Here is a 26,261-nt window from a genome sequence, read left to right as displayed (position 1 = left end):
TCCGCGGCGCCCGTCCCGTGAGGCGATGCCCGGCGCCGGCGCCGCGCGCCCGCTCAGGCCGGCGCGATCCAGCGCAGCGGCACCTCGATGGTCACCTCGGTGCCCGTGCCGACGACCGTGTGCCAGTCGATCGTGCCACCGAGTTCGCCCTGGATCAGCGTGCGCACGATCTGCGTGCCGAGCCCCTCGCCCACGCGTCCCTCGGGGAGCCCGGATCCGGTGTCGCGCACCTGCACGGTGAGCAGCTGCTCGGTGCGGTCGGCGACCACCTCGACCTCGCCCACCTGACCGGCGAGGCCGTGCTCGACCGCGTTGGTGACGAGCTCGGTGAGCGCGAGCGCGAGCGGCGTCGCGTACTCGCTCGGGAGCACGCCGAAGCTTCCGGAGCGCTTCGGGTGCGCCGTGGTGTTGTGGGCGGCGGCGACCTCGGCGACGAGCAGCAGCGCCCGGTCGAAGACCTCGTCGAAGTCCACGTTCTGGGAGAGGCCCGTCGACAGCGTGTCGTGCACGACCGCGATCGCCCCGACGCGGCGCATGGCCTGGGTGAGCGCCTCGCGCGCCTCGTCGGAGTGGGTGCGGCGCGCCTGGATGCGCAGCAGCGACGCGACGGTCTGCAGGTTGTTCTTGACCCGGTGGTGGATCTCCCGGATCGTGGCGTCCTTCGTGATGAGCTCCTGCTCCTGGTGACGGAGCTCGGTGACGTCCCGGGTGAGCACGATCGCGCCGATGCGCGCCCCCTTGCGGCGGATCGGGATGGCCCGGAGCGACACCGTGACCCCGCGGGACTCCACGTCGGTGCGCCAGGGCGCCCGCCCGGTCACGACGAGCGGCAGCGACTCGTCGACGACGAGCTTGCCGCCGAGCAGCCGGGTGGTCACATCGGCGAGGGACTCCCCCTCGAGCTCGTCGTCGAAGCCCATCCGGTTGAAGGCCGAGAGGGCGTTCGGGCTCGCGAAGGTCGTGATGCCGTCGACGTCGAGCCGGATGAGGCCGTCGGAGGCGCGCGGGGCGCCTCGGCGAGGCCCGGTCGGGGCGCCGAGATCGGGGAAGTCGCCGGAGGCGATCATCTGGAACAGCTCGCCGGCGCAGTCGTTGAAGGTGAGCTCCTGTCGGCTCGGCGTGCGCGTCGCGCCGAGGTTCGTGTGCCTCGTGATCACGGCGACCGGCTCGGGCGCGACCGCGGTGCTCGCCTCGGCGAGCCGCCGCATGACCGGCACGGCGCGCACGCGGGTCGGCATCTCCTCGTACCAGTCGGGCGCGGAGGAGTCGATGATCTCAGCGCTCGTGTACGCCTGGGTGACGAGCTCGCGCCACTGCGGCTTGATGGGCTGGCCGACGAAGTCCCGGTAGAAGAGCGTCGCCGCGCTCGAGGGCCGCGCGTGCGCGACCGCGACGAAGTCGTCGTCACCGGAGGGCACCCACAGCACGATGTCGGCGAAGGCGAGATCGGCGAGCAGCTGCAGGTCGCCGACGAGCATGTGCAGCCAGTCGACGTCGGCCTGACTGCTGCGGCCCTGGGCGAGGACGAGTTCACTGAGGGTCGACACAGCTCAAGCGTAGTGCGGCGCACGGCGTCGCACGCGATCCAGAAGTCGTGTTCCGCGGACGCTCGCGCCGCGTCTGCTCGAGCGGGGCCCGCCCGCGTCCGGGGCGCCCGAGCGCGGGAAGCGCTCGGCCGCGTACTCCCGGAGGGCCAGCGCCAGGGCTGAGCGCGGTGCGGCGTCGCGCAGCGCTCGCGCCCGGAGGACCGCGGCGTCGGCGCCGCGCCCGTCGTGTGGCAGGAGCCAGGACCGCTCGATGCCGCCGAGCCGCTGCAGCGTCGCCCGCACCTGCGCGTAGGCGTCGATGCCGAGCACGCTCGGGCGCACCCGGTTCACCAGCACGTCGATCTGTCCGGGATCGACGTGCTCCGCGAGTTCCGCGCAGCCGCGGAGGAGGCGGCCGAGCCCCGTGGGGTCGGCGAGCCCGACGGCGATCACGCGATCGGCCGCCTCGAGCGCGGCGAAGGTCGCGGCGTTGCGACGCGGGGCGAACTGGTCGCTCGTGAGCTCCTCGTCGCGCTCGAGGCTGAACCCCGTATCGATGACGACGACGTCGACCCCGGCGGCGATCGCCTCGAGGGCGGCCGTCACCCGGTCCGCGCCGAGCTCGGGCCAGCGCCCCGGCCCGATGAGCCCGGTGAACACCTCGAACTCCGCTCCGCTCGTCGTGCAGCGCTGCGCGAGCCGTTCGAGTTCCGCCCGATCGAGCGCGTTCATGCCGGCGAGCCGGCACGCGGCGGCGAAGCCGGGCGTCTCGTCGAGCAGCCCGAGGGCGAGCGCCACGGCTCCCCCGTACGGGTCGGCGTCGACGAGGGCGACGCGTCGCCCGCCGGCCGCGAGCTCGGCGGCGACGTTGACGGCGACCGTCGTGCGACCGGGCGCCCCGGTGGGCCCCCAGACCGCGACGGTCCGCGCCTCGAGCGCGGGCGGCGCCTGCGGCACGAGCGCGACGCGGCCCGTGACGACCGGCTCGAGCTCGGCCCACGCCGCGACGGGCCCGAAGACCTCGTGCAGGCCTGCCGCCCGAGCCGCGGCGCGCTGGCGATCGTCGTCGGCGATGGCGACGACCCGGACGCCGACGGCGTCGCACACCGCGAGCACGTCGCGATCGACGGCGAGCACGCCCGCCCCGACGAGCAGCAGCTCCGGCCGGTGCTCCGCCCGGTGCTCCGCGAGCCCGCCGCGGAGCTCCGACCAGGTGGCGGCCCGCACGACCCGGTGCCCGTGCTCGACCGCCTCGGGCAGCAGGCGACGTTCCAGCTCGGGCCCGAGCAGCATGGCGATGCGGACCATCAGCCGACCGACCGAGCGGGCACGAGGTCGATCGCGTCGCCGGAGGCGAGCGCCTCGAGCAGGAGGGGCAGGCGTTCGCGATCGAGCCGCAGCTCCACGAGCGGCCCGTCGGCGCCCGGCGAGTCGGCTGCTCGCACGGAGACGACCTCGGCGGCGGGGACGAGCACCGCGGGCGCCTCGAACCCCCGCTCGACCGCATCGCCGGCCCAGACGTCGACCGCGCTCCCGGGAGCGACCGACTCGGGAAGCGCCCCGCGACTCGGCACGACGACGGCCGCGAAGGCGGTGTCGGACGCGTCGGCGACCGCGTCGCGCGGGAGCAGCTCCCCCGGCCCGACCGTGCGTGCGAGCACCGCTCCCGGCCGCAGCGCCGTCTCGGCCGAGAGGTACTGCGCGGCCCGCTCGCCCAGCACGACCCGCACCGCTTCGAGGTCGTGCGCCTCGAGGCGCGAGCCCGCGGTGATCGTGTCGCGAGCCGCGTAGACCCGAACCGAGCGATCGAGTCCGCCCACGAGCGCCCACACACCGAGCACCGATCCGGCGACGAGCACCAGCCCGACCACCAGTCGAAGATCGACCGCCCTGCCCGACCTCGCCCGCCAGCCCATTCGCGCTCCCGCCTGCTCTCGCCGAGCTCCTCGGCCCGTCCATCGTCCCGGGGGCGCGAGCCACGCGTCCGGAGTTATCCACAGACCCTGCCGTCCTCGTCCGCCGGGTCGATAATCGAGGGCATGACCTCACCTGGACCGAGCGGCGAGCTCGGGCGCTTCCTGTCCCTCGCCGATACCGCGGAGCTGCTCGCCGTCGACGTGGGCACGGTCGACGGGCTCATCCGTTCGGGCGAGCTGCCCGCCATCCGCATCGGCGAGCACGGCCCGTGGCGCGTCGAGCGCGCCCAGCTCGAGGTCTGGATCGACGAGCAGTACGAGTCGGCCCGCCGTCACGCCGCCTGGAACCAGGGCGAGTTCGCCACCATCTCCGAGCTCTCCGGCGTCCGCCGCGGTGGCGTGCGCCCCGTCGACTGAGCACGGTCTTCGCATCCCGACTACTCGGCGCACCTCGTCGTCATCCGTTCGGGATTCCACTGCGACACCACGCTCCGCGTCGCGTCGGCCCCTCACATCTCGACCGTCGAGACCCGATCGAACGGCACGAGCCGGTAGCCGCGCACCTCGGCCTCGCGCCGCGGCGTCCCCGCCGAATGCAGCGCGAGTTCGAGATGATCGCCGCCGACCCGGTCGATCGTGCCCGGCCAGCTCGCACCGCTGACGCCGTGCACGAGCACCGCCGCACGCCGGCGGGCGAGGTCGCGGAGCACGAACCCGAATCCGATGCGCGCGGCGAGCGCCGTCGGCGACTCCGGAAGCGGAGTGAGACTCGCCTGCAGCTCCTCCCGATCCCCCAGGATCGCCTCGATCGCGGGGATCCGCACGATCAGCAGGCCGCCGGACGGCGGGCCGGTGCGCGCCGCCAGCCAGTCCCGGCCGAACGACTCGAGCGCCAGCGTCATGGTGCGGCCGTCGACGAGTTCGCACCGCAGCGGCCGACCGAGCTCGTGCAGCGCTCGCGCCCGTTCCCGCACGGACAGCCGACCGAGGCGATGCCGCTCCTCCTCGAGCGCGAGGGAGCGCTCCTCCTCTCGCTGCTCGTGCTCCATCTGCGCCGAGAGGTCGTCGATGAGGCGCTCGAATCGCATGCGGGCGACCCTAATCCAGACCGAGTCCCGACCGCTCGACGCTCTCCACAGGCGGCAGGATTTCTTGACAGGGATTCCAGGGGCCGTCTAGCGTTCAAGCACGGGTCCCCCTCCTCCCCCGTTCGGGGGTGATCCGGCCGCCGGGCTGCGCCCGGCGATCGCCACGATCCAGGAGCACGATGGCCCCCCTCTTCGAACCGGCGCAGACCGGTGACCCCGTCCACGACCCCACGCCGCTCGACCGCGACGATTTCTTCGGTCCGCAGCCGGTCGGGCGGGCCGAGCTTCCCGAGCCGATGCCCGTGCTGCGCAACCTCGCGCACTGCGTCGTCGAGGCGCTCGCCGGTGCGCGGGACCTCGAGCAACTCGCGCGCTGGGTCACGGACGACGTCTACCGCGGGCTCGAGAAGCGGGTGGCCCTCGCCGCCCGGGCCCGCCGGGTGCGCGGCGCCCGCCCGCAGCGGCCGGTCTTCGCGATCGGCACGGTCCGGATCAGCGAGCCGGCCGACGGGGTGATCGAAGCGGTCGTGCTCGTGCACCAGCGGCCGCGCACCCGCGCCATCGTCATCCGGCTCGAGGGATTCGACGCGCGCTGGCGGGCATCGGTGCTCGGCGTGCTCTGAACCCCGCCGGCCGCCTTCGGCCGCCCCACGCGAGCGGGCCGCGACGAACACGACGAGGGCCGCGCACCCCTCGGATGCGCGGCCCTCGTCTCGTGATCGCTAGCGGCCCTTGCGGTCCTGAGCGCGACGCTCGGCCCGGTTCTGCGGGGCCGCCTCGCCGGTGGCCTGCCCGAACGCGCCACGCGCGCCCTGCGCGGGCGCCGCCCCGGCGCCCTCGCTCTGCGACTCGGCGACGGCACGACGCAGCCGCTGCGTCGCCGCCTGCTGCAGCTGTCCGCGCTGGTTGCGCACCTCGGCCTCGCCCGAGTCGCTCGGCGCGGTGTAGCTGAGCTTCTCCGTGGGGGTCGCCGGACGGCCGAGCCCCTTCGCCTCGATGTTCGGCCCGGCGACGCCGCCCTGCTGCGCCACCTCGACCTCGAGGTTGAACAGGAAGCCGACGGTCTCCTCGCGGATCGAGCCCATCATCTGCTGGAACATCGCGTAGCCCTCGCGCTGGTACTCGACCAGCGGGTCGCGCTGCGCCATGGCGCGCAGGCCGATGCCGTCCTTCAGGTAGTCCATCTCGTACAGGTGGTCGCGCCAGCGGCGGTCGATCACCGAGAGCACGACGCGGCGCTCGAGCTCGCGCATCGCCGGGCTGCCGAGCTGCTCCTCGCGGCGCTGGTAGGCGAGCTTCGCGTCGGAGAGGATCTCGCGGCGGATGAAGTCGCGGTTGACCCGCCCCTTCTCGCCCGCCTCGGCGACGACCTCGTCGATGGTGATGTCGATCGGGTAGAGCGTCTTCAGCTCGGTCCAGAGGGCGTCGAGGTCCCACTCGTCGGGGTTGCCTTCGGCGGTGTGCTGGTCGAGCACCTCGTCGATGACGTTCTCGAGGAAGGCCTGCGTGCGCTCGTGCAGGTCGTCGCCCTCGAGGATGTGCCGGCGGTCCGAGTAGATCGCCTCGCGCTGCCGGTTGAGTACGTCGTCGTACTTCAGCACGTTCTTGCGGATCTCGGCGTTCCGCGCCTCGACCTGCGACTGCGCCGAACGGATGGCCCGGGAGACGACCTTCGACTCGATGGCGACGTCGTCGGGCACCCCGCGCGCCATGATGCTCTCGGCCGCGCCGGCGTTGAAGAGCCGCATCAGATCGTCCGTGAGCGAGAGGTAGAACCGGCTCTCGCCGGGGTCGCCCTGACGCCCCGAGCGGCCGCGGAGCTGGTTGTCGATGCGGCGCGACTCGTGCCGCTCGGTGCCGAGCACGTAGAGACCGCCCGCCTCGAGCACCTTCTCGCCCTCGACCTCGACCTCGCGCTTGACCTCGGCGAAGACGTCGTCCCAGGCGGCCTCGTACTCCTCCGGGGTGTCGACGGGCGACAGGCCCTTCTCGTGCATGCGCTGGACGGCGATGAACTCGGCGTTGCCGCCGAGCATGATGTCGGTGCCTCGACCGGCCATGTTCGTGGCGACGGTGACGGCGCCGTGGCGGCCGGCCTGGGCGATGATCGCGGCCTCCCGCGCGTGGTTCTTCGCGTTCAGGACCTCGTGCCGCACGCCCTTCTTCGCGAGCAGCCGCGAGAGGTACTCGCTCTTCTCGACGCTCGTCGTGCCGACGAGGACCGGCTGGCCCTTCTTGTGCCGCTCGACGATGTCCTCGACGACCTGGGCGAACTTCGACTCCTCGTTCTTGTAGACGAGGTCGGGCTGGTCGATGCGCTGCATCGGCTTGTTCGTGGGGATCGGCACAACGCCGAGCTTGTACGTCGACATGAACTCGGCGGCCTCGGTCTCGGCGGTACCGGTCATGCCGGAGAGCTTCGAGTAGAGGCGGAAGTAGTTCTGCAGCGTGACGGTCGCGAGGGTCTGGTTCTCGGCCTTGACCTGCACGCCCTCCTTCGCCTCGATCGCCTGATGGATGCCCTCGTTGTAGCGGCGGCCGACGAGGATGCGGCCGGTGTGCTCGTCGACGATGAGCACCTCGCCGTTCATCACCACGTAGTCCTTGTCCTTCTTGAACAGGGCCCGGGCCTTGATCGAGTTGTTCAGGAAGGAGATGAGCGGGGTGTTCGCCGACTCGTAGAGGTTGTCGATGCCGAGGTAGTCCTCGACCTTCTCGATGCCGGGCTCGAGCACGCCGACGGTGCGCTTCTTCTCGTCGACCTCGAAGTCCTCGCCGGGGACGAGTCGCTCGGCGAGGCGGGCGAACTCGGTGAACCAGCGGTTCGCCTCACCGGAGGCGGGGCCCGAGATGATGAGCGGCGTGCGCGCCTCGTCGATGAGGATGGAGTCGACCTCGTCGACGATGGCGAAGTAGTGCCCTCTCTGCACCATGTCGGACGCCTGCCAGGCCATGTTGTCGCGGAGGTAGTCGAAGCCGAACTCGTTGTTCGTGCCGTAGGTGATGTCGGCGGCGTACTGCTCGCGGCGCTGCTGCGGGGTCTGCCCGGAGAGGATGCAGCCGGTCGTCATGCCGAGGGCGCGGAAGACGCGGCCCATCAGCTCGGACTGGTACGAGGCGAGGAAGTCGTTCACCGTGACGATGTGCACGCCGCGGCTCGTGAGCGCATTGAGGTACGCCGCCGTCGTCGCGACGAGCGTCTTGCCCTCACCGGTCTTCATCTCGGCGATGTTGCCGAGGTGCAGCGCGGCGCCGCCCATGAGCTGGACGTCGAAGTGGCGGAGGCCGAGGGTGCGCCGCGACGCCTCGCGGACGGCGGCGAACGCCTCGGGCAGCAGGTCGTCGAGGGACTCGCCGTTCGAGTATCGCTCGCGCAGCTCGACGGTCTCGTGCTTCAGTTCCTCGTCGCTGAGGTCCTTGAAGTCGTCCTCGAGGGCGTTGATCGCCTTCGCGTAGTTCTCGAGGCGCTTGAGGGTGCGGCCCTCGCCGACGCGCAGGACCTTTTCCAGAATCGAAGCCACGAAATGCTCTCCCAGTGTCGTCGGCCGCACCCGATCGGGTGGAGGGCACGCCCGCTGCCGCCTGTGCAGACGGTCATCATAGCCATGCTAGTGGGCAGCGACCTGGACACGAGCCGGATGCCGGCCGAGCGGCGCCGGTGCCCCGGCCGGCCCCGTGGCGGACCGCGGGGCATCCGGCCCTCGACCGGATGCCCCGCGCGATTCCTGCGTCTAGGAGGCGACCGCCTCGCGACCCTTCGTGACGGGGTCGTCGACGGCGCCGGCCTGCTCGTCGATCCCGATCACCCCGTAGTCCCAGCCCTTGCGGCGGTAGACCACGCTCGGCCGGCCCGACTCGGAGTCGACGAAGAGGTAGAAGTCGTGCCCGACGAGCTCCATGAAGTAGAGGGCCTCGTCGACGGTCATCGGCGCGGACGCGAACACCTTCCGGCGGATGACGACCGGCGTGTACACCTCGTCCTCGCCGTGCTCCTCGTGATCGTCGACGACCGGGATGCTCCCGGTGCGCACCCGCTCGAGGACCTCGGCGCCCGCGGCCTGCACCCCGACCCCGGTGAACCCGGCGTCGGCGGCCTCGCGCAGCGAGGTGTGCCGGTGGCCGCCCCCGCGGTGCACCTTCTTGCGGTCCTTCGCCCGCCTGATCCGTTCGAGCAATCGCCCGAGCGCCACGTCGAACGCGGCGTACTTGTCGCTGCCGTCCGCCTCCGCCCGGACGACGGGGCCGCGGCCGACGAGCGTGAGCTCGACGCGGTCGGGACCCGGGTTCCCGTTCTTCTCGCTGTGGCGCACGAGCTTCACATCGAGCGCGATGGCCCGCTCGGCCAGGTGCGAGACCTTCTCGGCCTTCTCAGTGACGTAGGCACGGAATCGATCGGTGACCCCAAGGTTGCGTCCGACGATGTTCAGTTCCATTACGGCCTCCATCTCCCGGCGTGTCACCCGGTTCTGAAGGGTGGTTGGACCACGCCTGTGCTGCCACCGTAGCCCGCTTCGGCCCGCTTGTCACGGAGAGTTCCCCCAAGATCCCCTGCGATGTTCATCCGTGCGGCGCGGGGTCTCGGCGAGCACGGCGAAGCCCGCGACCCGGCCGCCGCCGGACTCGATCGCGGCCGCCGCGGCGGCGAGCGTCGAGCCAGTGGTGAGCACGTCGTCGACGAGGAGGAACCGCCTCCCATGCGCCCGCTGCGCCCGGAGCCAGCCGGAGGAGTTCCGCCGCCTGGCCTCCGCGTCGAGCCCCGCCTGGTCGAGGTGCCCGGCGACCGGCCGCAGCACCGGGGCCGCGCGCAGCCCGAGCCGGGCGAGGAGCCGCTCGACCGGCCGGTAGCCCCGCGCCCGGAGCGCCGCCGGCGTGGAGGGGATCGTGCAGAGTTCGAGGGGCTCGCCGCCGCCCTGCGGCAGCGCCAGCAGCGCCGCCTCGACTGCGGCGCCGAGGGCGGGCGCGAGCGCGGCCGCGGCATCGGTGCGGCCGGCATCCTTGTAGGCCCGGAGCACGGGACGGACGGCCCCGCGATAGCGGAGCCCGGCCCAGACGTCGCGCGCTCCGAGCGGTGCTCTGGCGACGAGGCGCGGTACGGGCGCGAGTTCGCGCGCGCAGGCCGGGCAGACGACCCGGTCGAACGCCCCGCAGCCGGCGCAGGACACGGGCAGCGCGAGCGCGAGCGCCGCGGCGAGCGCGTCGCGCACCACTCGGCCGGCCATGCGGCAAGGATGCCGGCGCGGCATCCGGCCAGGCGCCCCGCGCGCCGAACCGGGGAGGCGCGACGTCCGGGGGCCGCTGGGGAGGAGGAGCGGCCCTCAGCCCGCGAGCTGCGTGCCGAGGAAGCGCAGCCCGCTCGCGCGGACCTGCCAGCCGACGCCGCTGACGGTCTCGAGATCGCCGTCCGCGGTGAGCACCCGGTACTCGCGCGGGCTCGCCGCGGCATCCAGCTGCACCCCGCCGCCCGGGCCGTCGCGTCGGGTCGCGAGCCCGCCGAGCACCTGGCTGACGATGACGCTGCCGCCGTCCGTCGAGCTCAGGGCGACGACGGTCGTCTGATCGAGCCAGCTCACATCCTCGGCCGCTCCGGAGTCGCCGGCCAGCACGAGCTGCACGGAGCCGAGCGACTGGGGCGCGCCGTCGGCCGTGCGCGCCACGGCCACCGCGACGAAGCGGCTCGCGCCCCCGTCGTCGAGGAGGGCGATGAGCCTCGTCCCGTCCGGCGAGAGCTCGAGCGACGCGATGCCGGCGCTGGTCCACGGCGGCGTGATCGCGATGGCGCTGCCGTCCGGGCCGGTCGCACGGAGCTGCCTCGCCGAGCCCGCCGGGACCGTCCAGATGTACCCGTGCGCGTCGATCGCCGGCGGGATGAGCCCGGCACGATCGTCCACGCGCACCGGCTGCTCGTCGGGCAGGACCCGGTAGACGTCGCCCTCCACCGAGCGCACCGCGGCCGACTGCGCGTCGGCCGCGACCGCCGCCGCCGTCGGCAGCAGCGCCGCGACCTGGTCCGAGAGGCCCGGGATCGGCTCGACGCCGTCGCCGGTCGCCGCGAGGTGACCGAAGACGGTGCCGTCGTAGACGACGGGCCGGGAGTCGCCGACCGGGTCCGTCACGGCCGAGAACGTCAGTGCACCGCCCTGCACGGTGCCGTCGAGCGAGAGCTGCACGTCGTCGACGTTCGGCACCGAGGCGAGGCTCTCCTTCAACTGGAATCGCATCCGCTGCGAGGCGAGCTCGTCGTCGGCCGTCGCGCCCTCGAGCGAGACGTCGGCCACGCCGCCGTCGATCGGCACCGCGTCCGGGTCGAGCTGGACTCCCTCCGGGAACGCCGACACCACGCCGGCGTCGAGCCAGTCGGCCGGTCCGGCCAGCAGCGCCCGCACGATGCTCGTCTGCACCGACTCCCGCCCGGCGAACCAGCGCACATCGGGCACCGCGAAGCGGAAGTCGCGATCGTAGAAATAGAGGGTGTGGGTGCGGTAGACGCGGGAAAAGTTCGACTCGTCCATGAGCACGCCCGCCGGGGCTTCGCTGATCCGCCACTCGTCGCCCACCTTCACGAAGCGGTAGTCGAGCTGGATCGGCGCCTGCGACTGCGCTGCCTGGTACTGGCCGTTCGCCGCGAGCTCCGCGGCCGGCACGGCGTCGATCTGCAGGTGCGTGTCGTCGATGCGGACCGTGTCGCGGTCGGCGAAGCGGTCGACGGTGGCCCCCTCCCCCGGCTGCCACTGGTCGGCGAATCCCGGGGCGAGGTACTGCCTGGCGACCGCGTAGTTGCTGCGCGGGCTGGTGGCCGCGTTGATGAAGCCGCGCAGGATCTCCTCCTGGCTGGCCCCGTCGGTCGGCGCGGGCGCCTGCAGATCGAGCTCGAGCGCTTCGTCGCCCGATCCGGGGCTGCCCGCGTTCACCCCGCCCGAGCTCGGCAGCGAGGCGCAGCTCGCGAGCAGGAACGCGGCGATCGCCGCCGCGGCGAGCGCGATCCCCCTACGCATCGGGCACCCCCAGGCTCTTCGTGTCGGTCGTGACGGTGTTCGGCGCGCCCGGGCCGTCGGCCTCCGGGTCGAGCGGCACGAGCGGCAGCGGCGGCTCGCCGAACTCCCCGCCGGCTGCCCGCGGCACCGTCAGCCGGAACACGGTCCCCACGCCTGGCCGCGACCAGACGTCGAGCGCACCGCCGTGCGCGACCGCGTCCTCGAGCGAGATGGCGAGTCCGAGGCCGGTGCCGCCGATGGTGCGGGTGCGGCTCGGGTCGGCGCGCCAGAAGCGGTCGAACACGTGCGCCTGCTCCTCCTCGCTCATGCCGAGGCCGTAGTCGCGCACGCTCAACGAGACCGCCTGCTCGTTGGAGTCGACGGCGATCACGATGGGTCGGCCCTCGCCGTGCTCGATGGCGTTGCCGAGGAGGTTGCGCACGATGCGGCGGATGCGTCGCGGGTCGACGTGCGCGTCGAGGTGCCCGCCCGGTGCATCGAGGCGGAGCTCGCTGCCGCGCTCCTCCGCGAGCTCGTGCATCGACTCGATGGCGTCGCCCGCGAGGTGCACGAGGTTCGTCGGCTCCGTGGCGAGCTCGACGGATCCGGCGTCGTAGCGGCTGATCTCCAGGAGGTCGGCGAGGAGCTGCTCGAACCGGTCCGTCTGGGTGTGCAGGAGCTCCACGGTCCGCGCGGTCGGGCCGGGGAAGTCGTCGCGCTGCCCGTAGAGCACGTCGCCGGCGAGCCGGATCGTGGTCAGCGGGGTCCGCAGCTCGTGGGAGACGTCGGACACGAAGCGCTGCTGCACCACCGAGAGCTCGGCGAGCTCGCGGATGCGCGCCTGCAGGCTGTCGGCCATGCCGTTGAAGGACGCCGCGAGGGTGGCGAGCTCGTCCTCGCCCTTCTCCGGCATCCGCACCCCGAGATCTCCCGCCGCGAGCCGGCGGCTCGTCACCGCCGCGGTGCGGATCGGTTCGATCACCCAGCGCACGACGAGGAGCGTGACGACGGCCAGCAGCGCGAGCAGCGCGATGGCGCCGACGACGCCGGTCGCCTGCATCTGGTCGAGCGTCTGCTGGGCGTCCGCGAAGTCGTAGCCGATGTACAGCTCGTACCGCCCCGCGCCCGGCACCTGGAGGTCGGAGCCGACGACGACGCCGGGATCGGTGCCCCCGTCGCCGTCGTCGAGGGCGACGGACTGCCAGAACTGCCCGCCGGGGTTCTCCTGCACCCGTTCGCGCAGCTCGTCGGTGAGCACCGCCTCGAGCCCCGGGGCGATGCTGCCGAGGGGGGCGATGGTCGACGGGTCCTGCTCGGGCGCGCGGTAGACGCCGATCAGCGAGCTGCCCGAACTCGACTGCACGATCTTCACGGTGGAGTCCATGAGGGACTGCATCGCCGCCTGGTCCGAGGCGTCGGAGGGGCTCAGGATGCGCTGCGCCGCCGCGGTGGCGTTGTTCGACGAGGCGAGCACCTGGTCGAGCTGCGTCTTGAAGAGGTTGGAGGCGACGCTGAAGCTGATGTAGAGGCCGATGACGAGGATCGCGAGCCCCGAGAGCGCCAGCGTGATGAGCACGGTGCGGAACTGCAGCGAGTGGCGCCAGAGGGTCGCCAGCCGCCGAGGGACGCCCCGCCAGCGACCGATCCGCAGCGTCAGCGGCGCCGCCTCGGTCGTGCTCATGCGCTAGGTGGTGGCGCCGGCGCGGTAGCCCACGCCGCGCACGGTCATGACGATGCGGGGGTTGTCGGGGTCGTGCTCGACCTTCGCCCGCAGGCGCTGCACGTGCACGTTCACGAGGCGCGTGTCCGCCTTGTAGTGGTACCCCCAGACCTGCTCGAGCAGCATCTCCCGCGTGAAGACCTGCTGCGGCTTGGCCGCGAGGGTGTGCAGCAGGTCGAACTCGAGCGGCGTCAGGTTGATGCGCTCGTCGCCTCGGCGCACCTCGTGCCCGGCGACGTCGATCACGAGGTCGCCGACGCCGAGGGTCTCCGGCGCCTGCTCGGGGGCCGGGCGGAGCCGGGTGCGGATGCGTGCGATGAGCTCCTTCGGGTTGAAGGGCTTCACGATGTAGTCGTCGGCGCCGGACTCGAGCCCGCGGACGACGTCCGCGGTGTCGCTCTTCGCGGTCAGCATGATGATCGGGGTGCCCGACTCCGCGCGGATGCGCCCGCACACCTCGATGCCGTCCATGCCGGGCAGCATGAGGTCGAGGAGCACCAGATCAGGCCGGGCCTCGCGGAAGGCCTCGACGGCCTGGGCGCCGTCGGCGCAGAACAGCGGCTCGAATCCCTCGGAACGCAGCACGATGCCGATCATCTCGGCGAGGGCCGTGTCGTCGTCGACGACCAGGATGCGTTGGGACATCGATTCACATCTCCGCTCGGGCCGGGGCTTCTGCGACGTGGCCGGTCGTCCCAGCGTAGCCGTTCGACGGCCGAGGGAGCGGGATCCCGGAGCCGGGGGCGCGCTGTGGACGACGACGACGCGTTCCCGGCGGGATGTGAAAGCATGGGGAGACCACCGGAAGGAGCCCGTTCGTGACCGATCCGCAGTGGCAGGCGCCCGAATCGGGCGCGTGGCCGCCGCCGGCGAACGGCGGCGCCCCGGGCGGCTGGCCGGCACCGGCGCCCCAGCAGGGGTACGGCCAGCCGGGATACGGCCAGCCAGCATATGGCGCGCCCCAGCCGCAGTACGGTGCGCCCCAGCCGCAGTACGGTGCGCCGCACGCGGGATGGACCCCGCCGCCGAAGCCCGGCCTGCTGCCGTTGCGCCCCCTCGGCTTCGGCACGCTGATGTGGGCGCCGTTCCGCACGCTGCGGCGCAACCCCGGGCCGGTGCTCGGCAGCGGGCTCATCGTGCAACTCGTCATCGCGCTCGCCACCGTCGGCGCGTTCGTGCCGTTCTTCTTCGCCGTGACGGCCCGAGCGGGGTCGGCGAGCGTCGCCGACCAGAGCGCGATCGCGGCCGGCGCCGTCGGCGGCTTCCTCCTGCTCATGCTGATCCCGCTGGCGCTCTCCGTCGTGGGCAGCGCGTTCCTGCAGGGCATCATGGTCGTCGAAGTCGCGAGCGGCACACTCGGCGAACGGCTCCGCTTCGGCGAGCTGTGGCGTCGCACCGCGCGGCGCATCTGGCCCCTCATCGGCTGGACCCTGCTCGTCGCGGTCGCCGTCGTGCTCGCCATCCTCGTGGTCGTCGTGCTCGGCGTCCTCATCGGCTTCGGCTTCGCCGCGGCCACCGACGGCGGGGTCGGCGGCATCGTCGCGACGGTGCTCATCATCGGCTTCGTCGCGCTCGGCGTGGGCGCCGTCGGGGTCTGGCTCGCCGTGAAGCTGTCCCTCGTACCGAGCGTCATCGTCCTGGAGCAGGCGGGCGTCGGGCGTGCGATCGCGAGGTCCTGGCAGCTCACGAACGGCGTCTTCTGGCGCACCTTCGGCGTCGAGGCGCTGGTGGCCGTGATCCTGTACTTCGCCGCGCAGCTCGTGAGCACGCCGGTCTCCGTCATCGGCGGCATCGTGGTCGGCCTCGTCGACCCGACCGGTTCCGGCAGCGGCGTCGGGGCGATCATCGCGCTCTACGCCGTGTCGACGGTGCTCTCGCTCGTCCTCGGCGCGGTCACGGCCGTCGTGCAGTCCGCCGTCGTCGCGGTCGTCTACGTCGATCTCCGCATGCGCAAGGAGGGCCTCGACCTCGTCCTGCAGCGGCACGTCGAGCTCCGCGAGGCCGGCGTCCCCGTCGGGGACCCGTTCGCGCCGTCGGCGGCGCCCACCGCGACCGCGCCGAACTGGGCCTGAGCGGCCGTGCGCATCGAGATCCCGGTCGACCCGGATGCCGAGGAGGCCCGACGCTGGCTCGTCGACGAGCTCTCGAAGCCCGAGTACCGGGCGGCGGAGCCGAGCTGGTTCGACCGGCTGATGCAGGCCATCGGCGAGTGGCTGGGCGAGCTCTTCTCAGGAGCGGGCGGCGTGCCGCAGCCCTTCGTGATCGGCATCGTGGTGCTCATCGTGATCGCGCTCGTCGTCATCGGGCTGCTGGTCTTCGGGGTGCCGCGGCTCCGGCGGCGCCGAGCCGCCCAGGTGCCCCTCTTCGAGGACGGCGACATCCGCGGACTCGAGGAGCTGCGCCGGGCCGCGGCGCTCGCCGCGCAGCGCGGCGACTGGCCGCTCGCGATCGAGGAGCGGTTCCGCGCGCTCGCCCGCGGACTCGTCGAGCGCGAGCTCGTGCGCATCCACCCCGGCACGACGGCCCACGCGATCGCCGCGGCCGCGACGATCCCGTTCCCCGGCCACGCCACCGCGTTGCAGCAGGCCGCGCGGGCGTTCGACGAGGTCAGGTACCTGGGACGCAGCGGCGGTGCGGCCGAGTACGAGCAGCTGACCGCGCTCGAGACGGCGCTCGCGACCACCACGCCGGACGACGCGTCGCTCGGCCGTCCGGCGGTGCCCGCATGAACGGCGTGAGCGGCACGAGCGCGCCGGCACCCCCGGCAGCGGCACGCGCGGCGGAGCCGCCCGCGACCCCGGGCGGCCCCCAGCAGGCGACGCCCCTCACCCCCACGCTGCGCGGCGGCCTGCGCCGCGCCCGCACCTGGATCGCCATCGGCGCCGTCGCGATCCTCGGCGCCGTCGCGCTGCTCGTGCTGCAGGGCGGCATCCGCGGCGGGGGCCCACCCCTCGGCGCCGACAACCCCGCCCCGGCGGGCGCGAAGGCCGTCGTCGAGGTGCTCCGCGGGCAGGGCGTCGAGGTCGACGAGGTCGCCGCCTTCGACGACGCACGCAGCGCTGCCCGCGGCGGCGCGACCGTCGTCGTCGCGGACGTCGAGGGCTTCCTCGATCCGGAACGGCTCGCCGAGCTCGCGGACACCGCAGAGCGGCTCGTCGTCGTCGCACCCGACTTCGCCTCGCTCGACGCGCTCGCCGAGGGCGTGCGTCTGGCCGGCACCGCGAGCGGCGCGCTCGATGGCGCCGCCTGCGAGCTCCCCGCCGCCGAGCGGGCGGGCACGCTCTCCGACGGGCAGGGGCTGCTGCGGATCGACGACGACGCCCGGGCCGCGGGCTGGCAGGGCTGCTTCCCGGACGGCGAGTTCGGCTTCGCCCTCGCCGAGGGCCCGAGCGGCGGCGGCCGGATCACGGTCGTCGCCGCCTCGACGGCGTTCGCGAACGAGACGATCGACGAGGCCGGCAACGCGGCGCTCGCGCTCGGACTCCTCGGCGAGACGGACACGCTCGCCTGGTACGTCCCGGGCATCGAGGACGTGGATGCCGCGACCGCCCCGACGCTCGGCGAGCTCACCCCGGGATGGGTGACGCCTGTCATCCTCCTGCTCATCGCGCTCGTCGTCGTGGCGGCGGTCTGGCGCGGCCGCCGCTTCGGACCGCTCGTCGCCGAAGACCTGGTCGTCGACGTCCCCGTCGCCGAGACCCGCGAGGGCCGCGCCCGCCTCTACGAGCGCAGCTCGGTGCGCACCCACGCGCTCGATCAGCTCCGCATCGGTGCGCTCGGCCGCCTGCTCGGCGTCCTGAAGCTGCCCCGCTCCGCGGATGTCCGCGAGATCGCCCACGCCGCCGCGCTCGCGACCGGTCGGGATCCCTACGCCACCGAGCGGCTGCTCGTCGACGAGGAGCCGGCCGACGACCGGCGGCTCGTGGAGCTCGCCGCCGCCATCCACGAGCTCGAGGCCGAGGTGCGCCGCACCCTCCGGCCCGACGCCGACCCCACGCAGACCACCGAACGACCAGGAAGGCCCTCATGACCGACCCCATGCAGACGGACGCCGAGCTGCGCGACGCCCTCAACCGCGTCCGCGCCGAAGTGGGCAAGGCCGTCGTCGGCCAGGACGGCGCGATCACCGGCCTCATCATCGCGCTGCTCGCCGACGGCCACGTCCTCCTCGAGGGCGTTCCCGGCGTCGCGAAGACGCTGCTCGTCCGCACGCTGAGCCGCACCCTCCGGCTCGAGACCCGTCGCCTGCAATTCACTCCCGATCTCATGCCGGGCGACGTGACGGGCTCGCTCGCCTACGACCCGAGGTCCGGGGAGTTCGCGTTCCGAGAGGGCCCGATCTTCACCAATCTCCTCCTCGCCGACGAGATCAACCGCACCCCGCCGAAGACCCAGTCGGCGCTGCTCGAGGCGATGGAGGAGCGGCAGGTCTCCGCCGACGGCGTCACCCGTGCGCTGCCGAACCCGTTCCTCGTGGCGGCCACGCAGAACCCCATCGAGTACGAGGGCACCTACTCCCTCCCCGAGGCGCAGCTCGACCGCTTCCTCATGAAGCTCGTGCTCGAGGTGCCCGAGCGCGACGCGGAGTTCGCGATGCTCCGCCGTCACGCCGATGGCTTCTCCCCGCACGACTTGGAGGCGGCCGGCGTGCAGCCCGTGCTCTCGGCGGGCGAGCTCACGGCCGCGCGCGCCGCGGCCGGCCGGGTCGGCGCCTCCAACGACGTGCTCGCGTACCTGGTCGACCTCGCCCGGGCGACCCGCCGCGCCCCCTCGCTCCGGCTCGGGGTCAGCCCGCGGGCGGCGACCGCCCTGCTCGCCGCGGCGAAGGCCTGGGCCTGGTTGACCGGCTACGACCGGCTGACCCCCGACCATGTGCAGGCCATGCTGCTGCCCGTCTGGCGTCACCGCGTGCAGCTGCGGCCCGAGGCCGAGCTCGAGGGCGTCGCCGTCGACCAGGTGCTGCGCGGCATCGTCCAGCAGGTCCGGGTCCCGCTCTGAGATGACGATCTCTGGGAGGTTCGTGCTGCTCCTCGCGCTCGGCGTGGTGCCGATCGTCGTCGCGGGCGCGCTCGCCGGCGCCGCCTCCGGCGCTCAGACGCCGGCCGCCGTGGCGGCCGCGGGGGGCCAGACGGCGTGGCTCGCGCTGCTCGCCTGGGCGGCGCTCTGCGCCGGCCTCGGGGCGATCGACCTCTCCCTGGCGGGCTCCCCTCGACGTGTCGCGCTGGAGCGGGAGCTGCCGCCACGGGTCCGGCTCGGTGAGGCGGCGGAGTCGCACCTCATCGTGCAGAACCTCGGCGGACGGGCGCTGCGTGCGGTCGTCCGCGACGGCTGGCAGCCCTCCGCGGGGGTCGTCGGGCCGAATCGCTCACGGCTCCGGATCCCGGCCGGCGAGCGGCGTCGGGTGTCCCTCGTGCTCGTGCCCCGGCGTCGCGGCGACCGCCGGGTCGGGCAGGTCACCATCCGCAGCGCCGGTCCGCTCGGCCTGTGGTCCCGGCAGGCGACGCTCTCAGCGCCCGGCGTGCTGCGCGTGCTGCCGCCGTTCGCCTCGCGGGTGCACCTGCCGTCGCGGCTGACGAGACTCCGGGAGCTCGACGGGCGCACGCCGATCCTGATCCGCGGACAGGGAACCGAGTTCGACTCCATCCGCGAGTACGTCCGCGGCGACGACGTCCGCTCGATCGATTGGCGGGCGACCGCGCGGCGCACCGATCCCGAGGCGCCCGGCGGCACCCGGCTGATGGTGCGCACCTGGCGTCCCGAGCGCGACCGGCGCATCGTCATCGTCACCGACACCTCGCGCACCGCCGCCGCACGGATCGCCGACGAGCCCAGGCTCGACACCGCGTTCGAGGCGTCGCTGCTGCTGTCGGCCCTCGCCTCGCACGCGGGCGACCGGGTCGACTGGCTCGCCTGGGACCGCCGCGTCCGCGGCCGAGTGCACGGCGCGAACGGCGCCGAGCTGCTGGCGAAACTCGTCGACGTCATGTCGACCATCGACCCCGAGCTCATCGAGACCGACTGGGCGGCGGTGCCCGCGCAGGTGCGCCGGCTCACGAGCCGGCGCGCACTCGTCGTCCTCCTCACCGGCGTCGACTCCCCCGCGAACGCGGCGGGACTGCTCGCCATGCTCCCGCAGCTCACCTCCCGCCACCTCGTGATCGTCGCCTCCGTCGCCGATCCCGACGCGGTCGCCGCGAGCCGCGGCACCGAAGACCTCGACGAGGTTTACCGCGCTGCCGCCGCCGAGCGGGGCCTACTCGACGGCGCCCGGGTCGAGGCGGCCATCCGCCGCCTCGGCGCCGAGACGGTGAGCGCCCCGCCGCAGGAGCTCCCACCGGCCCTCGCCGACCGGTACCTGGCGCTGAAGGCCGCCGGGCGCCTCTAACCGCGGCCCCCGGGCGCCACGGTGTTGCACGCGACGTCGCCGGCCGTCATCCGACGTCGCGGCGCGACACACCGGCACGCCTCGCCGCGGCGGCGATCCCGCTTGTCGATAGGCTCATGCCCGGCGCGGAGGGGTCCCGCGCCGTTTCGTCGCCTCCGCAGGAGGCGATTCGTCTCCCTAGGAAAGGACACCAGCATGGCCGGAACGGCCGCCCCCTCGACGGGGCAGAAGCTCACCGCCGAACTCCTCGGCACCTTCATCCTCGTCTTCGGCGTCATCGGCGCGGCGATCTTCTCCTCCGCCAACGCCACCCTCCTCGGCGTCGCCTTCGCGCTCGGCCTCAGCGTGCTCGTCGCCGCCTACGCCTTCGGACCGATCTCGGGCGGGCACTTCAACCCGGCCGTGACGCTCGGCCTCGCGGTCGCCGGCCGCTTCGCGTGGAAGGACGTCGCCGGGTACCTCGTCGCGCAGATCGTCGGCGGCATCCTCGGCGCCGTGGTGCTGCTCGGCATCGTCGCGAGCGCCCCGGGCGCCGACGTCGTCGCGACGTTCCGCGCGGCCTCGACCGGCTACGACGAGCTCTCCCCCGCCGGCTTCGGCATCGGGGCGTTCTTCATCGCCGAGATCGTCGCCACCGCGGTGTTCCTCTTCGTCATCCTGGGCGTGACCTCCGCCGGCCGCGCGGCGGCGAACTTCGCCCCGCTCGCCATCGGTCTCACGCTGACCGTGCTGGTGCTCGTCGCCGGCCCGATCACCAACGGTTCGTTCAACCCGGCCCGCTCGATCGCGACGGCGATCTTCGGCGGCGGCGACGCCCTCGGGCAGCTCTGGGCCTCGATCGTCGCGCCGATCGTCGGCGGCCTCATCGCGGGCGTGCTGTACAAGCTGGTCTTCGACCGCGCGGCGAAGCTCAGCGCCTGAGCCTCGCGACCACGATGGCGGATGTCCCGACGGGGCATCCGCCATCGGCGTCTCCGGGGCGGTCCAGCCCGGCTCGGTCCGGCCGAGCGCCGACGAAGCGGCCGGCTCAGCCCGCGACGAGGCGGCGCTCGCCCGAGTCGAACTCGGCGAGATCGCCCGTCTCGCCCGCCTTCGCGGCGCGCCGGCCGAGGCCGAGCATCGTGAACAGGAAGGCGGCCAGCGCGAGCGCGCCGATCGCGATCTTCACCGCCGACGGCCAGGGCTGCGGGGTGACGAAGCCCTCGATGAGGCCCGAGACGAACAGCCAGAAGACGAGTCCGATGGCGATCGTGAACAGCGCCCTGGCCTCCGAGGCGAGCGCCGAGGCGCGCCCTCGCGGACCCGGCGCGATCCACGCCCAGAAGATGCGCAGTCCGGCGGCGGCGGCCACGAAGACGCAGGTGAGCTCCAGCAGGCCGTGCGGCGCGAGGTAGAGGAAGAAGGTATCGGCCTCGTCGAAGTGCAGCATGATGCCGGCGGTGACCCCGAGGTTCTGCGCGTTCTGCAGGAGCACCCACGGCACCCAGACACCGACGATGCCGAAGGCGACGCACTGCGCGGCGATCCAGGCGTTGTTGGTCCAGACGGATCCGGCGAAAGAAGCGGCGGGGTGCTCGGAGTAGTAGGCGACGAAGCCCTCGTCGGCGATCTGCTTGAGCTCGGCTTCGCTGCCGAGGTTCGCGATCACGCGCGGGTCGGAGAGCACCCAGGACGCGAAGAGCCCGGCGACGACGACGGTCGCGACGGCCACCGCCAGCGTGATCCAGCGCACCCGGTACAGGGCGGCGGGCAGCGAGACGAGCCAGAACCGGGTGAGCTGGCGCAGCGGATTCTCGGGCACCCCGGTGAAGCGGAGCCGGGCTCGCGCGAGCAGGATCGACAGTCGCTCGCCGAGGGCGGTCGAACCGGCCGTCGTCGTCACGGTCGAGAGGTCGGAGGCGGCCGACTGGTAGCGCTCGATGAGTTCGTCGGTCTCACGGCCGTCGAGTCGTCGCTGCTTGGTGAGCGCGTCGAGGCGCTGCCAGTCGTCGGCACGGGCTGCGGCGAGAGCGTCGAGATCCATCTGCTTGAATACTACCCATGACCGTCGCAGCGCCCGAGCGCCGATCCACCACGGCCGAGGACGGCGTGCTGACCGGCGAGGCGGTGCAGCTCGACGTGCGCCCGGCCGGCGCCGTGCTGCGGGCCGCCGGGGCCGGGATCGACGTGTTCGTGACGCTCCTCTTGGGCGCCGCCCTGGTCTGGCTGGCCTCGAGCCTCCGCCTCGACGAGGCCGCGTTCCGCGCCGTCGCGATCGCGGCGCTCGTCGTCTGCCTCGTCGTCGTGCCGACGACGGTCGAGACGGCGAGCCGGGGCCGCTCGCTCGGCAAGCTCGCCGTGGGCCTGCGCGTCGTGCGCGACGACGGCGGCGCGATCGGGTTCCGGCACGCGTTCATCCGCGCGCTGACCGGCGTGCTGGAGATCTACTTCACGCTCGGCGGGCTGGCGCTGCTGGTCGGATTCCTGAACCCGTCCTCGAAGCGGCTGGGCGACCTGCTCGCCGGCACCCACGCGCAGATGGAGCGGGTGCCGAAGCTCGAGATCGATCCCTTCGGCGTGCCGACGCCGCTCACCGCGTGGGCCGCGACGGCCGACGTCGGCCGCCTGCCGGCGCCGCTCGAGCGGCGCATCTCCGCGTTCTTCCGGAACGCCGCCCACCTCGTGCCCGAGCGGCGCGCCGGCTTCGCCGCGGCGCTCGCGCAGGAGGCCGCGCCGTACGTCTCACCGATCCCGGATGCCCCGGCCGAGCTGTTCCTCGCTGGCGTCATCGCCCTGCGCCGGGAGCGCGACACCACCGCGCTCGAGCTCGAGGCCGCCCGGATGCGCTCGCTCGAGCCGGTGCTCACCGCGCGTCCGAACGGCTTCCCCGAGCGCTGAGCCCCCGCGCACGCCCCGCCGCGATCACCGCGGCGGCGCAGGCGCGCCGCCGCGGCATCCGTCAGTAGCGGTAGTGCTCCACCTTGTAGGGCCCCTCGACCGGGACGCCGATGTAGGCGGCCTGCTCGGGGGTGAGCTCCGTCAGCTCGACGCCGAGCGCGTCGAGGTGGAGCCGGGCGACCTTCTCGTCGAGGTGCTTCGGCAGCACGTACACGCCGGTGGGGTACGCCTCCGGGCGGGTGAAGAGCTCGATCTGCGCGAGCACCTGGTTCGTGAACGAGTTGCTCATCACGAAGGAGGGGTGCCCGGTCGCGTTGCCGAGGTTCATCAGCCGGCCCTCGCTCAGCACGAGCACGCTGCGCCCGTTCGGCAGCCGCCACTCGTGCACCTGCGGCTTGATCTCGACGCGCTCCGCGCCCGGCAGCGCCTCGAGGGCGGCCATGTCGATCTCGTTGTCGAAGTGGCCCACGTTCGCGACGACGGCGAGGTGCTTCAGCCCGAGCAGGTGCTCGAGGCGCACGACGTCCTTGTTGCCCGTGCCGGTGACGAGGATGTCGATGTCGCCGATCACGGACTCCAGGCGCGCGACCTGGTAGCCGTCCATCGCCGCCTGCAGCGCGTTGATCGGGTCGATCTCGGAGACGATGACGCGGGCGCCCTGGCCGCGCAGCGCCTCGGCCGCCCCCTTGCCGACGTCGCCGTAGCCGGCGACGAAGGCGACCTTGCCGCCCATGAGCACGTCGGTGGCGCGGTTCAGGCCGTCGGGCAGCGAGTGGCGGATGCCGTACTTGTTGTCGAACTTCGACTTCGTGACGGAGTCGTTGACGTTGATCGCCGGGAAGCGCAGCTCGCCGCGGGCGTGCAGCTCGTAGAGGCGGTGCACGCCGGTCGTGGTCTCTTCGGTCACGCCCCGGAGCTCCTCGGCGATGCGCGTCCAGCGGTCGCTCGAGCGCTCGAGCGAACGGCGCAGCGTGTCGAGCACGACCCGGAACTCGGCGCTGTCGTCGGCGGCGGCCGCCGGCACGGCACCGGCGAGCTCGTACTCGCGGCCCTGGTGCACGAGCAGGGTGGCGTCGCCGCCGTCGTCGAGGATCATGTTCGGCCCGATCCAGTCCGCCCCGGCGGCCTCGGCCTCGGCCGACCAATCGAAGATGCGGTCGGTGCACCACCAGTACTCCTCGAGCGACTCGCCCTTCCAGGCGAACACCGGCACGCCGGCGGGCTCCTCGACGGTGCCGTTCGGGCCGACGACGACCGCGGCGGCGGCCTCGTCCTGCGTGGAGAAGATGTTGCAGCTCGCCCAGCGCACCTGCGCACCGAGGGCGACGAGGGTCTCGATGAGCACCGCGGTCTGCACCGTCATGTGCAGGCTGCCGGCGATGCGGGCGCCGGCCAGGGGCTGCGCCGCGCCGAACTCGGCGCGGAGCGCCATGAGCCCCGGCATCTCGTTCTCGGCGAGCCGGAGCTGGTGGCGGCCCGCCTCGGCGAGCGAGAGGTCGGCGACCTTGAACGGCAGGGCGGTGGTGAGGGGCTGGGAGCTCATGGCATCCATTCTCCGGCCTCGGCGGGAGAATCGGGAACTCGGGGCCTGAGTGTGACGCCGCAGCGCCGCCCGCCCCGGCTCCGCCGGGCCGTTCAGGCGCGGATGAGCGCGAGCACCTCGTCGCGGATGCGGATCATCGTGGCCTCATCGGCGCCCTCGACGTTCAACCGCAGCAGCGGCTCGGTGTTCGAGGGGCGGACGTTGAACCACCAGAACGGCTCGTCGATCGCCGTGATGCCCTCGACGGTGAGGCCGTCGAGCTCGTCGAACTCCGCGCGGCCCGTGAAGGCCTCGAAGATGCGGGCGTAGGCGGCCGGCACGTCGTCGACGGTCGAGTTCACCTCGCCCGAGAGGGCGTAGGGCGTGAAGCGTGCGGACAGCTCGGAGAGCGGCCCGGTCTGCGCCCCGAACTCGGCGAGCAGGTGCATCGCGGCGAGCATGCCGTTGTCGGCGCCCCAGAAGTCGCGGAAGTAGTAGTGCGCGGAGTGCTCGCCGCCGAACACGGCGCCGGTCTCGCGCATGCGGTCCTTGATCAGCGAGTGACCGACGCGGGTGCGCACCGGCACGGCGCCGGCGCGCTCGATCGTCTCGGGGACGACGCGCGAGGTGATGAGGTTGTGGATGACGGCGATCTCGCCGGTCTCGCCGGCGGCGCGGACCCGGGCGATCTCGCGCAGCGCCACGATCGCGGCGACTGCGGAGGGGGTGACGGCCGCGCCGCGCTCGTCGACGACGAAGCAGCGGTCGGCGTCGCCGTCGAAGGCGAGACCGAGATCGGCGCCGTGCTCGACGACCGCGCGCTGCAGGTCGACGAGGTTCGCGGGCTCGAGCGGGTTGGCCTCGTGGTTCGGGAAGGTGCCGTCGAGCTCGAAGTACAGCGGCACGATCTCGAGCGGCAGTCGCGGCAGCCCCGCCGCGTCGCCGAGCACGGCGGGCACGGTGAGCCCGGCCATGCCGTTGCCGGCGTCGACGACGATCTTGAGCGGCCGGATGCCGGAGAGGTCGACGAGGCCGCGCAGGTAGGCCGCGTATTCGGCCAGGACGTCGCGGGCCGCGATCGCCCCGGGCTCGGCGACGGGCGGGATGCCGTGCTCGAGGTAGTCCGCGGCGCGGTCGCGGATCGCCGCGAGACCGGTGTCGAGCGAGATGCCCTGGGCGCCGGCGCGGGACAGCTTGATGCCGTTGTACGCCGCCGGGTTGTGGCTCGCGGTGAACATCGCGGCCGGAGCGGCGAGGGCGCCGGAGGCGTAGTAGTTCTCGTCGGTGGAGCAGAGCCCGATCTCGGTGACCGAGGCGCCGCGCGCCGCCGCGCCACGGGCGAACGCCGCCGCGAAGCCCGGCGAGGAGTCGCGCATGTCGTGCCCGACGACCACGGTGCCGCCGGCCGCGTCGACCTCGTCGACGAAGGCCGCGGCGAGGGCCTCGACGATCGGCTCGGTGAGCTGATCGCCGACGAGGCCGCGGATGTCGTACGCCTTGACGACGGCGGACAGGCTGGCGAGGGAACCGGACGGGTCGGCGGGGGCGATCACGCCTTGAAACCTACCTCACCCATCGGCTTGTGGCGCACGACCTGCCAGCCGCGCGGCGCACTCGTGCGCTCGGAATGCTTGGCGCAGAGGTCGTAGCCGTGCGGCTCGCGGACGGGCGAGAGCGGCCCCACGACGATCATGGAGTCGGCGTAGTCGTAGCTCAGCGTCGCCACCGCCTCAGCGGTGCATGCGGTGCGCGAACAACGTCTCATGGCTCGACCAGCGTAGCGAGCCGCACGGACATTACGATGGAGGGCATGCCCCGTCCTCGTCGTGTCGCCCGAGTCCCGCACTCGCCGCGGCGGCTCGCGAGGGACCGCCACGGCCGCGGCCTCCGCTCCCCCGTCACCGGCCCGCACCTGCCGCTGCTCAGCACCCGCATCGACGAGTTCGAGATGACGATCGCCGCGACGGCGTCGTACCTGCGCGGGCTGTGGCCGGAGCTCGACGGCGCCGTGTTCGAGGTCTCGCAGGCGCCGGCGGAAGCCATCCACGACGACCACGTCGACCGCTGGCACGTCTTCCACGACGAGCGCCGGATCGTCTTCTTCCGCCTGCCGATCGTCCGGTTCCTGCGCCTGCAGGAGGGCGAGGACAAGGACGAGAAGCTCCTCATCGAGAGCTGCGTCTTCCGAGCGGTCGGCGAGCTCATCGGACGCGACCCGTGGGAGCTCGCGCCCGGCCGCTACCGGCACTTCTGACC

The 26,261-nt window shown here is 73.2% G+C and carries 24 protein-coding genes; 10 read left to right on the top strand and 14 right to left on the bottom strand.

Annotated features, from left to right (window positions below):
- Positions 1-53 precede the first annotated feature (53 nt).
- The 3 genes from ACFWE1_RS09760 to ACFWE1_RS09750 are packed head-to-tail and all read right to left on the bottom strand — an operon-like array spanning position 54 to position 3,397.
- The gene (locus tag ACFWE1_RS09760) at positions 54-1,547 is read right to left on the bottom strand and encodes a sensor histidine kinase (RefSeq protein ID WP_376933278.1); all 1,494 of its coding nucleotides are present in this window, start codon (positions 1,545-1,547) and stop codon (positions 54-56) included.
- Between the two features lie 3 nt (positions 1,548-1,550).
- Positions 1,551-2,834, bottom strand: a complete 1,284-nt coding sequence (locus tag ACFWE1_RS09755) for a CpaE family protein (RefSeq protein ID WP_376933277.1) — start codon at positions 2,832-2,834, stop codon at positions 1,551-1,553.
- A complete protein-coding gene (locus ACFWE1_RS09750; RefSeq protein ID WP_376933276.1) occupies positions 2,834-3,397 on the bottom strand; it encodes an SAF domain-containing protein in 564 nt (187 codons plus the stop codon). The genes ACFWE1_RS09755 and ACFWE1_RS09750 overlap by 1 nt, the downstream gene beginning before the upstream one ends.
- Before the next feature lie 168 nt (positions 3,398-3,565).
- Here ACFWE1_RS09750 and ACFWE1_RS09745 point away from each other — a divergent pair, with 168 nt between their 5' ends.
- Positions 3,566-3,859 carry a helix-turn-helix domain-containing protein gene (locus tag ACFWE1_RS09745; RefSeq protein ID WP_376933275.1) on the top strand — a complete coding sequence of 98 codons (294 nt, stop codon included), beginning with the start codon at positions 3,566-3,568 and terminating at the stop codon, positions 3,857-3,859.
- Between the two features lie 92 nt (positions 3,860-3,951).
- Here ACFWE1_RS09745 and ACFWE1_RS09740 read toward each other — a convergent pair whose 3' ends face one another.
- Complete coding sequence (locus ACFWE1_RS09740; protein WP_376933274.1) at positions 3,952-4,530, bottom strand: hypothetical protein; 579 nt, start codon at positions 4,528-4,530, stop codon at positions 3,952-3,954.
- Positions 4,531-4,709: 179 nt separating this feature from the next.
- On the opposite strand from ACFWE1_RS09740, the gene ACFWE1_RS09735 reads away from it, so the two are divergent.
- Positions 4,710-5,153 (top strand): Rv3235 family protein, encoded by a 444-nt coding sequence (locus tag ACFWE1_RS09735; protein ID WP_376933273.1) that lies wholly within the window; start codon positions 4,710-4,712, stop codon positions 5,151-5,153.
- A 99-nt stretch (positions 5,154-5,252) separates the two neighbouring features.
- Here the strand turns inward: ACFWE1_RS09735 and secA are convergent, their stop codons facing one another.
- The 6 genes from secA to mtrA all read right to left on the bottom strand — a co-directional run bounded on the left by secA (position 5,253) and on the right by mtrA (position 13,866).
- A complete protein-coding gene (gene secA / locus ACFWE1_RS09730; protein ID WP_376933272.1) occupies positions 5,253-8,051 on the bottom strand; it encodes a preprotein translocase subunit SecA in 2,799 nt (932 codons plus the stop codon).
- Between the two features lie 210 nt (positions 8,052-8,261).
- A complete protein-coding gene (gene hpf / locus ACFWE1_RS09725) occupies positions 8,262-8,963 on the bottom strand; it encodes a ribosome hibernation-promoting factor, HPF/YfiA family (protein WP_376933271.1) in 702 nt (233 codons plus the stop codon).
- 90 nt (positions 8,964-9,053) lie between these two features.
- Positions 9,054-9,749 carry a ComF family protein gene (locus tag ACFWE1_RS09720; RefSeq protein WP_376933270.1) on the bottom strand — a complete coding sequence of 232 codons (696 nt, stop codon included), beginning with the start codon at positions 9,747-9,749 and terminating at the stop codon, positions 9,054-9,056.
- Between the two features lie 96 nt (positions 9,750-9,845).
- Positions 9,846-11,522, bottom strand: a complete 1,677-nt coding sequence (locus ACFWE1_RS09715) for an LpqB family beta-propeller domain-containing protein (protein WP_376933269.1) — start codon at positions 11,520-11,522, stop codon at positions 9,846-9,848.
- Complete coding sequence (gene mtrB / locus ACFWE1_RS09710; RefSeq protein WP_376933268.1) at positions 11,515-13,182, bottom strand: MtrAB system histidine kinase MtrB; 1,668 nt, start codon at positions 13,180-13,182, stop codon at positions 11,515-11,517. Before mtrB ends, ACFWE1_RS09715 begins: the two co-directional genes overlap by 8 nt.
- 3 nt (positions 13,183-13,185) lie before the next feature.
- On the bottom strand, positions 13,186-13,866 hold the full coding sequence (mtrA, locus tag ACFWE1_RS09705) for an MtrAB system response regulator MtrA (protein ID WP_376933267.1): 681 nt from the start codon (positions 13,864-13,866) through the stop codon (positions 13,186-13,188).
- 173 nt (positions 13,867-14,039) lie between these two features.
- Here mtrA and ACFWE1_RS09700 point away from each other — a divergent pair, with 173 nt between their 5' ends.
- The 6 genes from ACFWE1_RS09700 (at position 14,040) to ACFWE1_RS09675 (ending at position 20,527) form a co-directional block, all read left to right on the top strand.
- Positions 14,040-15,293, top strand: a complete 1,254-nt coding sequence (locus ACFWE1_RS09700) for a glycerophosphoryl diester phosphodiesterase membrane domain-containing protein (protein WP_376933266.1) — start codon at positions 14,040-14,042, stop codon at positions 15,291-15,293.
- 6 nt (positions 15,294-15,299) lie between these two features.
- Positions 15,300-15,950, top strand: coding sequence for a DUF4129 domain-containing protein (locus ACFWE1_RS09695; RefSeq protein WP_376933265.1), 651 nt, complete (start codon positions 15,300-15,302; stop codon positions 15,948-15,950).
- A 5-nt stretch (positions 15,951-15,955) separates the two neighbouring features.
- Positions 15,956-17,251, top strand: coding sequence for a DUF4350 domain-containing protein (locus ACFWE1_RS09690; RefSeq protein ID WP_376933264.1), 1,296 nt, complete (start codon positions 15,956-15,958; stop codon positions 17,249-17,251).
- Complete coding sequence (locus ACFWE1_RS09685; RefSeq protein WP_376933263.1) at positions 17,248-18,219, top strand: AAA family ATPase; 972 nt, start codon at positions 17,248-17,250, stop codon at positions 18,217-18,219. Before ACFWE1_RS09690 ends, ACFWE1_RS09685 begins: the two co-directional genes overlap by 4 nt.
- 1 nt (position 18,220) lies before the next feature.
- Positions 18,221-19,606: a DUF58 domain-containing protein gene (locus ACFWE1_RS09680; RefSeq protein ID WP_376933262.1), complete on the top strand. Its 1,386-nt coding sequence runs from the start codon at positions 18,221-18,223 to the stop codon at positions 19,604-19,606.
- A gap of 195 nt (positions 19,607-19,801) precedes the next feature.
- On the top strand, positions 19,802-20,527 hold the full coding sequence (locus tag ACFWE1_RS09675) for an aquaporin (RefSeq protein WP_376933261.1): 726 nt from the start codon (positions 19,802-19,804) through the stop codon (positions 20,525-20,527).
- A 106-nt stretch (positions 20,528-20,633) separates the two neighbouring features.
- Here the strand turns inward: ACFWE1_RS09675 and ACFWE1_RS09670 are convergent, their stop codons facing one another.
- On the bottom strand, positions 20,634-21,629 hold the full coding sequence (locus ACFWE1_RS09670; protein WP_376933260.1) for a stage II sporulation protein M: 996 nt from the start codon (positions 21,627-21,629) through the stop codon (positions 20,634-20,636).
- A gap of 17 nt (positions 21,630-21,646) precedes the next feature.
- Between ACFWE1_RS09670 and ACFWE1_RS09665 the strand changes: the two genes are divergently transcribed.
- The gene (locus ACFWE1_RS09665; RefSeq protein ID WP_376933259.1) at positions 21,647-22,483 is read left to right on the top strand and encodes an RDD family protein; all 837 of its coding nucleotides are present in this window, start codon (positions 21,647-21,649) and stop codon (positions 22,481-22,483) included.
- Between the two features lie 61 nt (positions 22,484-22,544).
- Here the strand turns inward: ACFWE1_RS09665 and ahcY are convergent, their stop codons facing one another.
- The 3 genes from ahcY to ACFWE1_RS09650 all read right to left on the bottom strand — a co-directional run bounded on the left by ahcY (position 22,545) and on the right by ACFWE1_RS09650 (position 25,770).
- The gene (gene ahcY / locus ACFWE1_RS09660; protein ID WP_376933258.1) at positions 22,545-24,026 is read right to left on the bottom strand and encodes an adenosylhomocysteinase; all 1,482 of its coding nucleotides are present in this window, start codon (positions 24,024-24,026) and stop codon (positions 22,545-22,547) included.
- A 92-nt stretch (positions 24,027-24,118) separates the two neighbouring features.
- The gene (locus ACFWE1_RS09655) at positions 24,119-25,558 is read right to left on the bottom strand and encodes a phosphomannomutase/phosphoglucomutase (RefSeq protein ID WP_376933257.1); all 1,440 of its coding nucleotides are present in this window, start codon (positions 25,556-25,558) and stop codon (positions 24,119-24,121) included.
- Positions 25,555-25,770, bottom strand: a complete 216-nt coding sequence (locus tag ACFWE1_RS09650; protein WP_376933256.1) for a DUF3499 family protein — start codon at positions 25,768-25,770, stop codon at positions 25,555-25,557. The genes ACFWE1_RS09655 and ACFWE1_RS09650 overlap by 4 nt, the downstream gene beginning before the upstream one ends.
- Positions 25,771-25,815: 45 nt before the next feature.
- Here ACFWE1_RS09650 and ACFWE1_RS09645 point away from each other — a divergent pair, with 45 nt between their 5' ends.
- A complete protein-coding gene (locus ACFWE1_RS09645) occupies positions 25,816-26,259 on the top strand; it encodes a hypothetical protein (RefSeq protein ID WP_243568843.1) in 444 nt (147 codons plus the stop codon).
- Positions 26,260-26,261 lie beyond the last annotated feature (2 nt).

The organism is Agromyces sp. NPDC060279, assembly GCF_042726785.1.
In the GTDB taxonomy this organism is placed as follows: domain Bacteria; phylum Actinomycetota; class Actinomycetes; order Actinomycetales; family Microbacteriaceae; genus Agromyces.
Note: the sequence above shows the minus strand (reverse complement) of the source record. Positions and strands in the feature narration are given on the sequence as shown.

Excerpts from the sequence above, each read along its gene's own strand:
- ACFWE1_RS09755 (WP_376933277.1), bottom strand. The coding sequence starts at position 2,834 with ATGGTCCGCATCGCCATGCTGCTCGGGCCCGAGCTGGAACGTCGCCTG.
- hpf (WP_376933271.1), bottom strand. The coding sequence starts at position 8,963 with ATGGAACTGAACATCGTCGGACGCAACCTTGGGGTCACCGATCGATTC.
- ACFWE1_RS09650 (WP_376933256.1), bottom strand. The coding sequence starts at position 25,770 with ATGAGACGTTGTTCGCGCACCGCATGCACCGCTGAGGCGGTGGCGACG.
- ACFWE1_RS09720 (WP_376933270.1), bottom strand. The coding sequence starts at position 9,749 with ATGGCCGGCCGAGTGGTGCGCGACGCGCTCGCCGCGGCGCTCGCGCTC.
- ahcY (WP_376933258.1), bottom strand. The coding sequence starts at position 24,026 with ATGAGCTCCCAGCCCCTCACCACCGCCCTGCCGTTCAAGGTCGCCGAC.
- ACFWE1_RS09740 (WP_376933274.1), bottom strand. The coding sequence starts at position 4,530 with ATGCGATTCGAGCGCCTCATCGACGACCTCTCGGCGCAGATGGAGCAC.
- ACFWE1_RS09670 (WP_376933260.1), bottom strand. The coding sequence starts at position 21,629 with ATGGATCTCGACGCTCTCGCCGCAGCCCGTGCCGACGACTGGCAGCGC.
- ACFWE1_RS09665 (WP_376933259.1), top strand. The coding sequence starts at position 21,647 with ATGACCGTCGCAGCGCCCGAGCGCCGATCCACCACGGCCGAGGACGGC.
- ACFWE1_RS09735 (WP_376933273.1), top strand. The coding sequence starts at position 4,710 with ATGGCCCCCCTCTTCGAACCGGCGCAGACCGGTGACCCCGTCCACGAC.
- ACFWE1_RS09680 (WP_376933262.1), top strand. The coding sequence starts at position 18,221 with ATGACGATCTCTGGGAGGTTCGTGCTGCTCCTCGCGCTCGGCGTGGTG.
- mtrB (WP_376933268.1), bottom strand. The coding sequence starts at position 13,182 with ATGAGCACGACCGAGGCGGCGCCGCTGACGCTGCGGATCGGTCGCTGG.
- ACFWE1_RS09645 (WP_243568843.1), top strand. The coding sequence starts at position 25,816 with ATGCCCCGTCCTCGTCGTGTCGCCCGAGTCCCGCACTCGCCGCGGCGG.
- ACFWE1_RS09715 (WP_376933269.1), bottom strand. The coding sequence starts at position 11,522 with ATGCGTAGGGGGATCGCGCTCGCCGCGGCGGCGATCGCCGCGTTCCTG.
- ACFWE1_RS09675 (WP_376933261.1), top strand. The coding sequence starts at position 19,802 with ATGGCCGGAACGGCCGCCCCCTCGACGGGGCAGAAGCTCACCGCCGAA.
- ACFWE1_RS09745 (WP_376933275.1), top strand. The coding sequence starts at position 3,566 with ATGACCTCACCTGGACCGAGCGGCGAGCTCGGGCGCTTCCTGTCCCTC.
- mtrA (WP_376933267.1), bottom strand. The coding sequence starts at position 13,866 with ATGTCCCAACGCATCCTGGTCGTCGACGACGACACGGCCCTCGCCGAG.
- ACFWE1_RS09685 (WP_376933263.1), top strand. The coding sequence starts at position 17,248 with ATGACCGACCCCATGCAGACGGACGCCGAGCTGCGCGACGCCCTCAAC.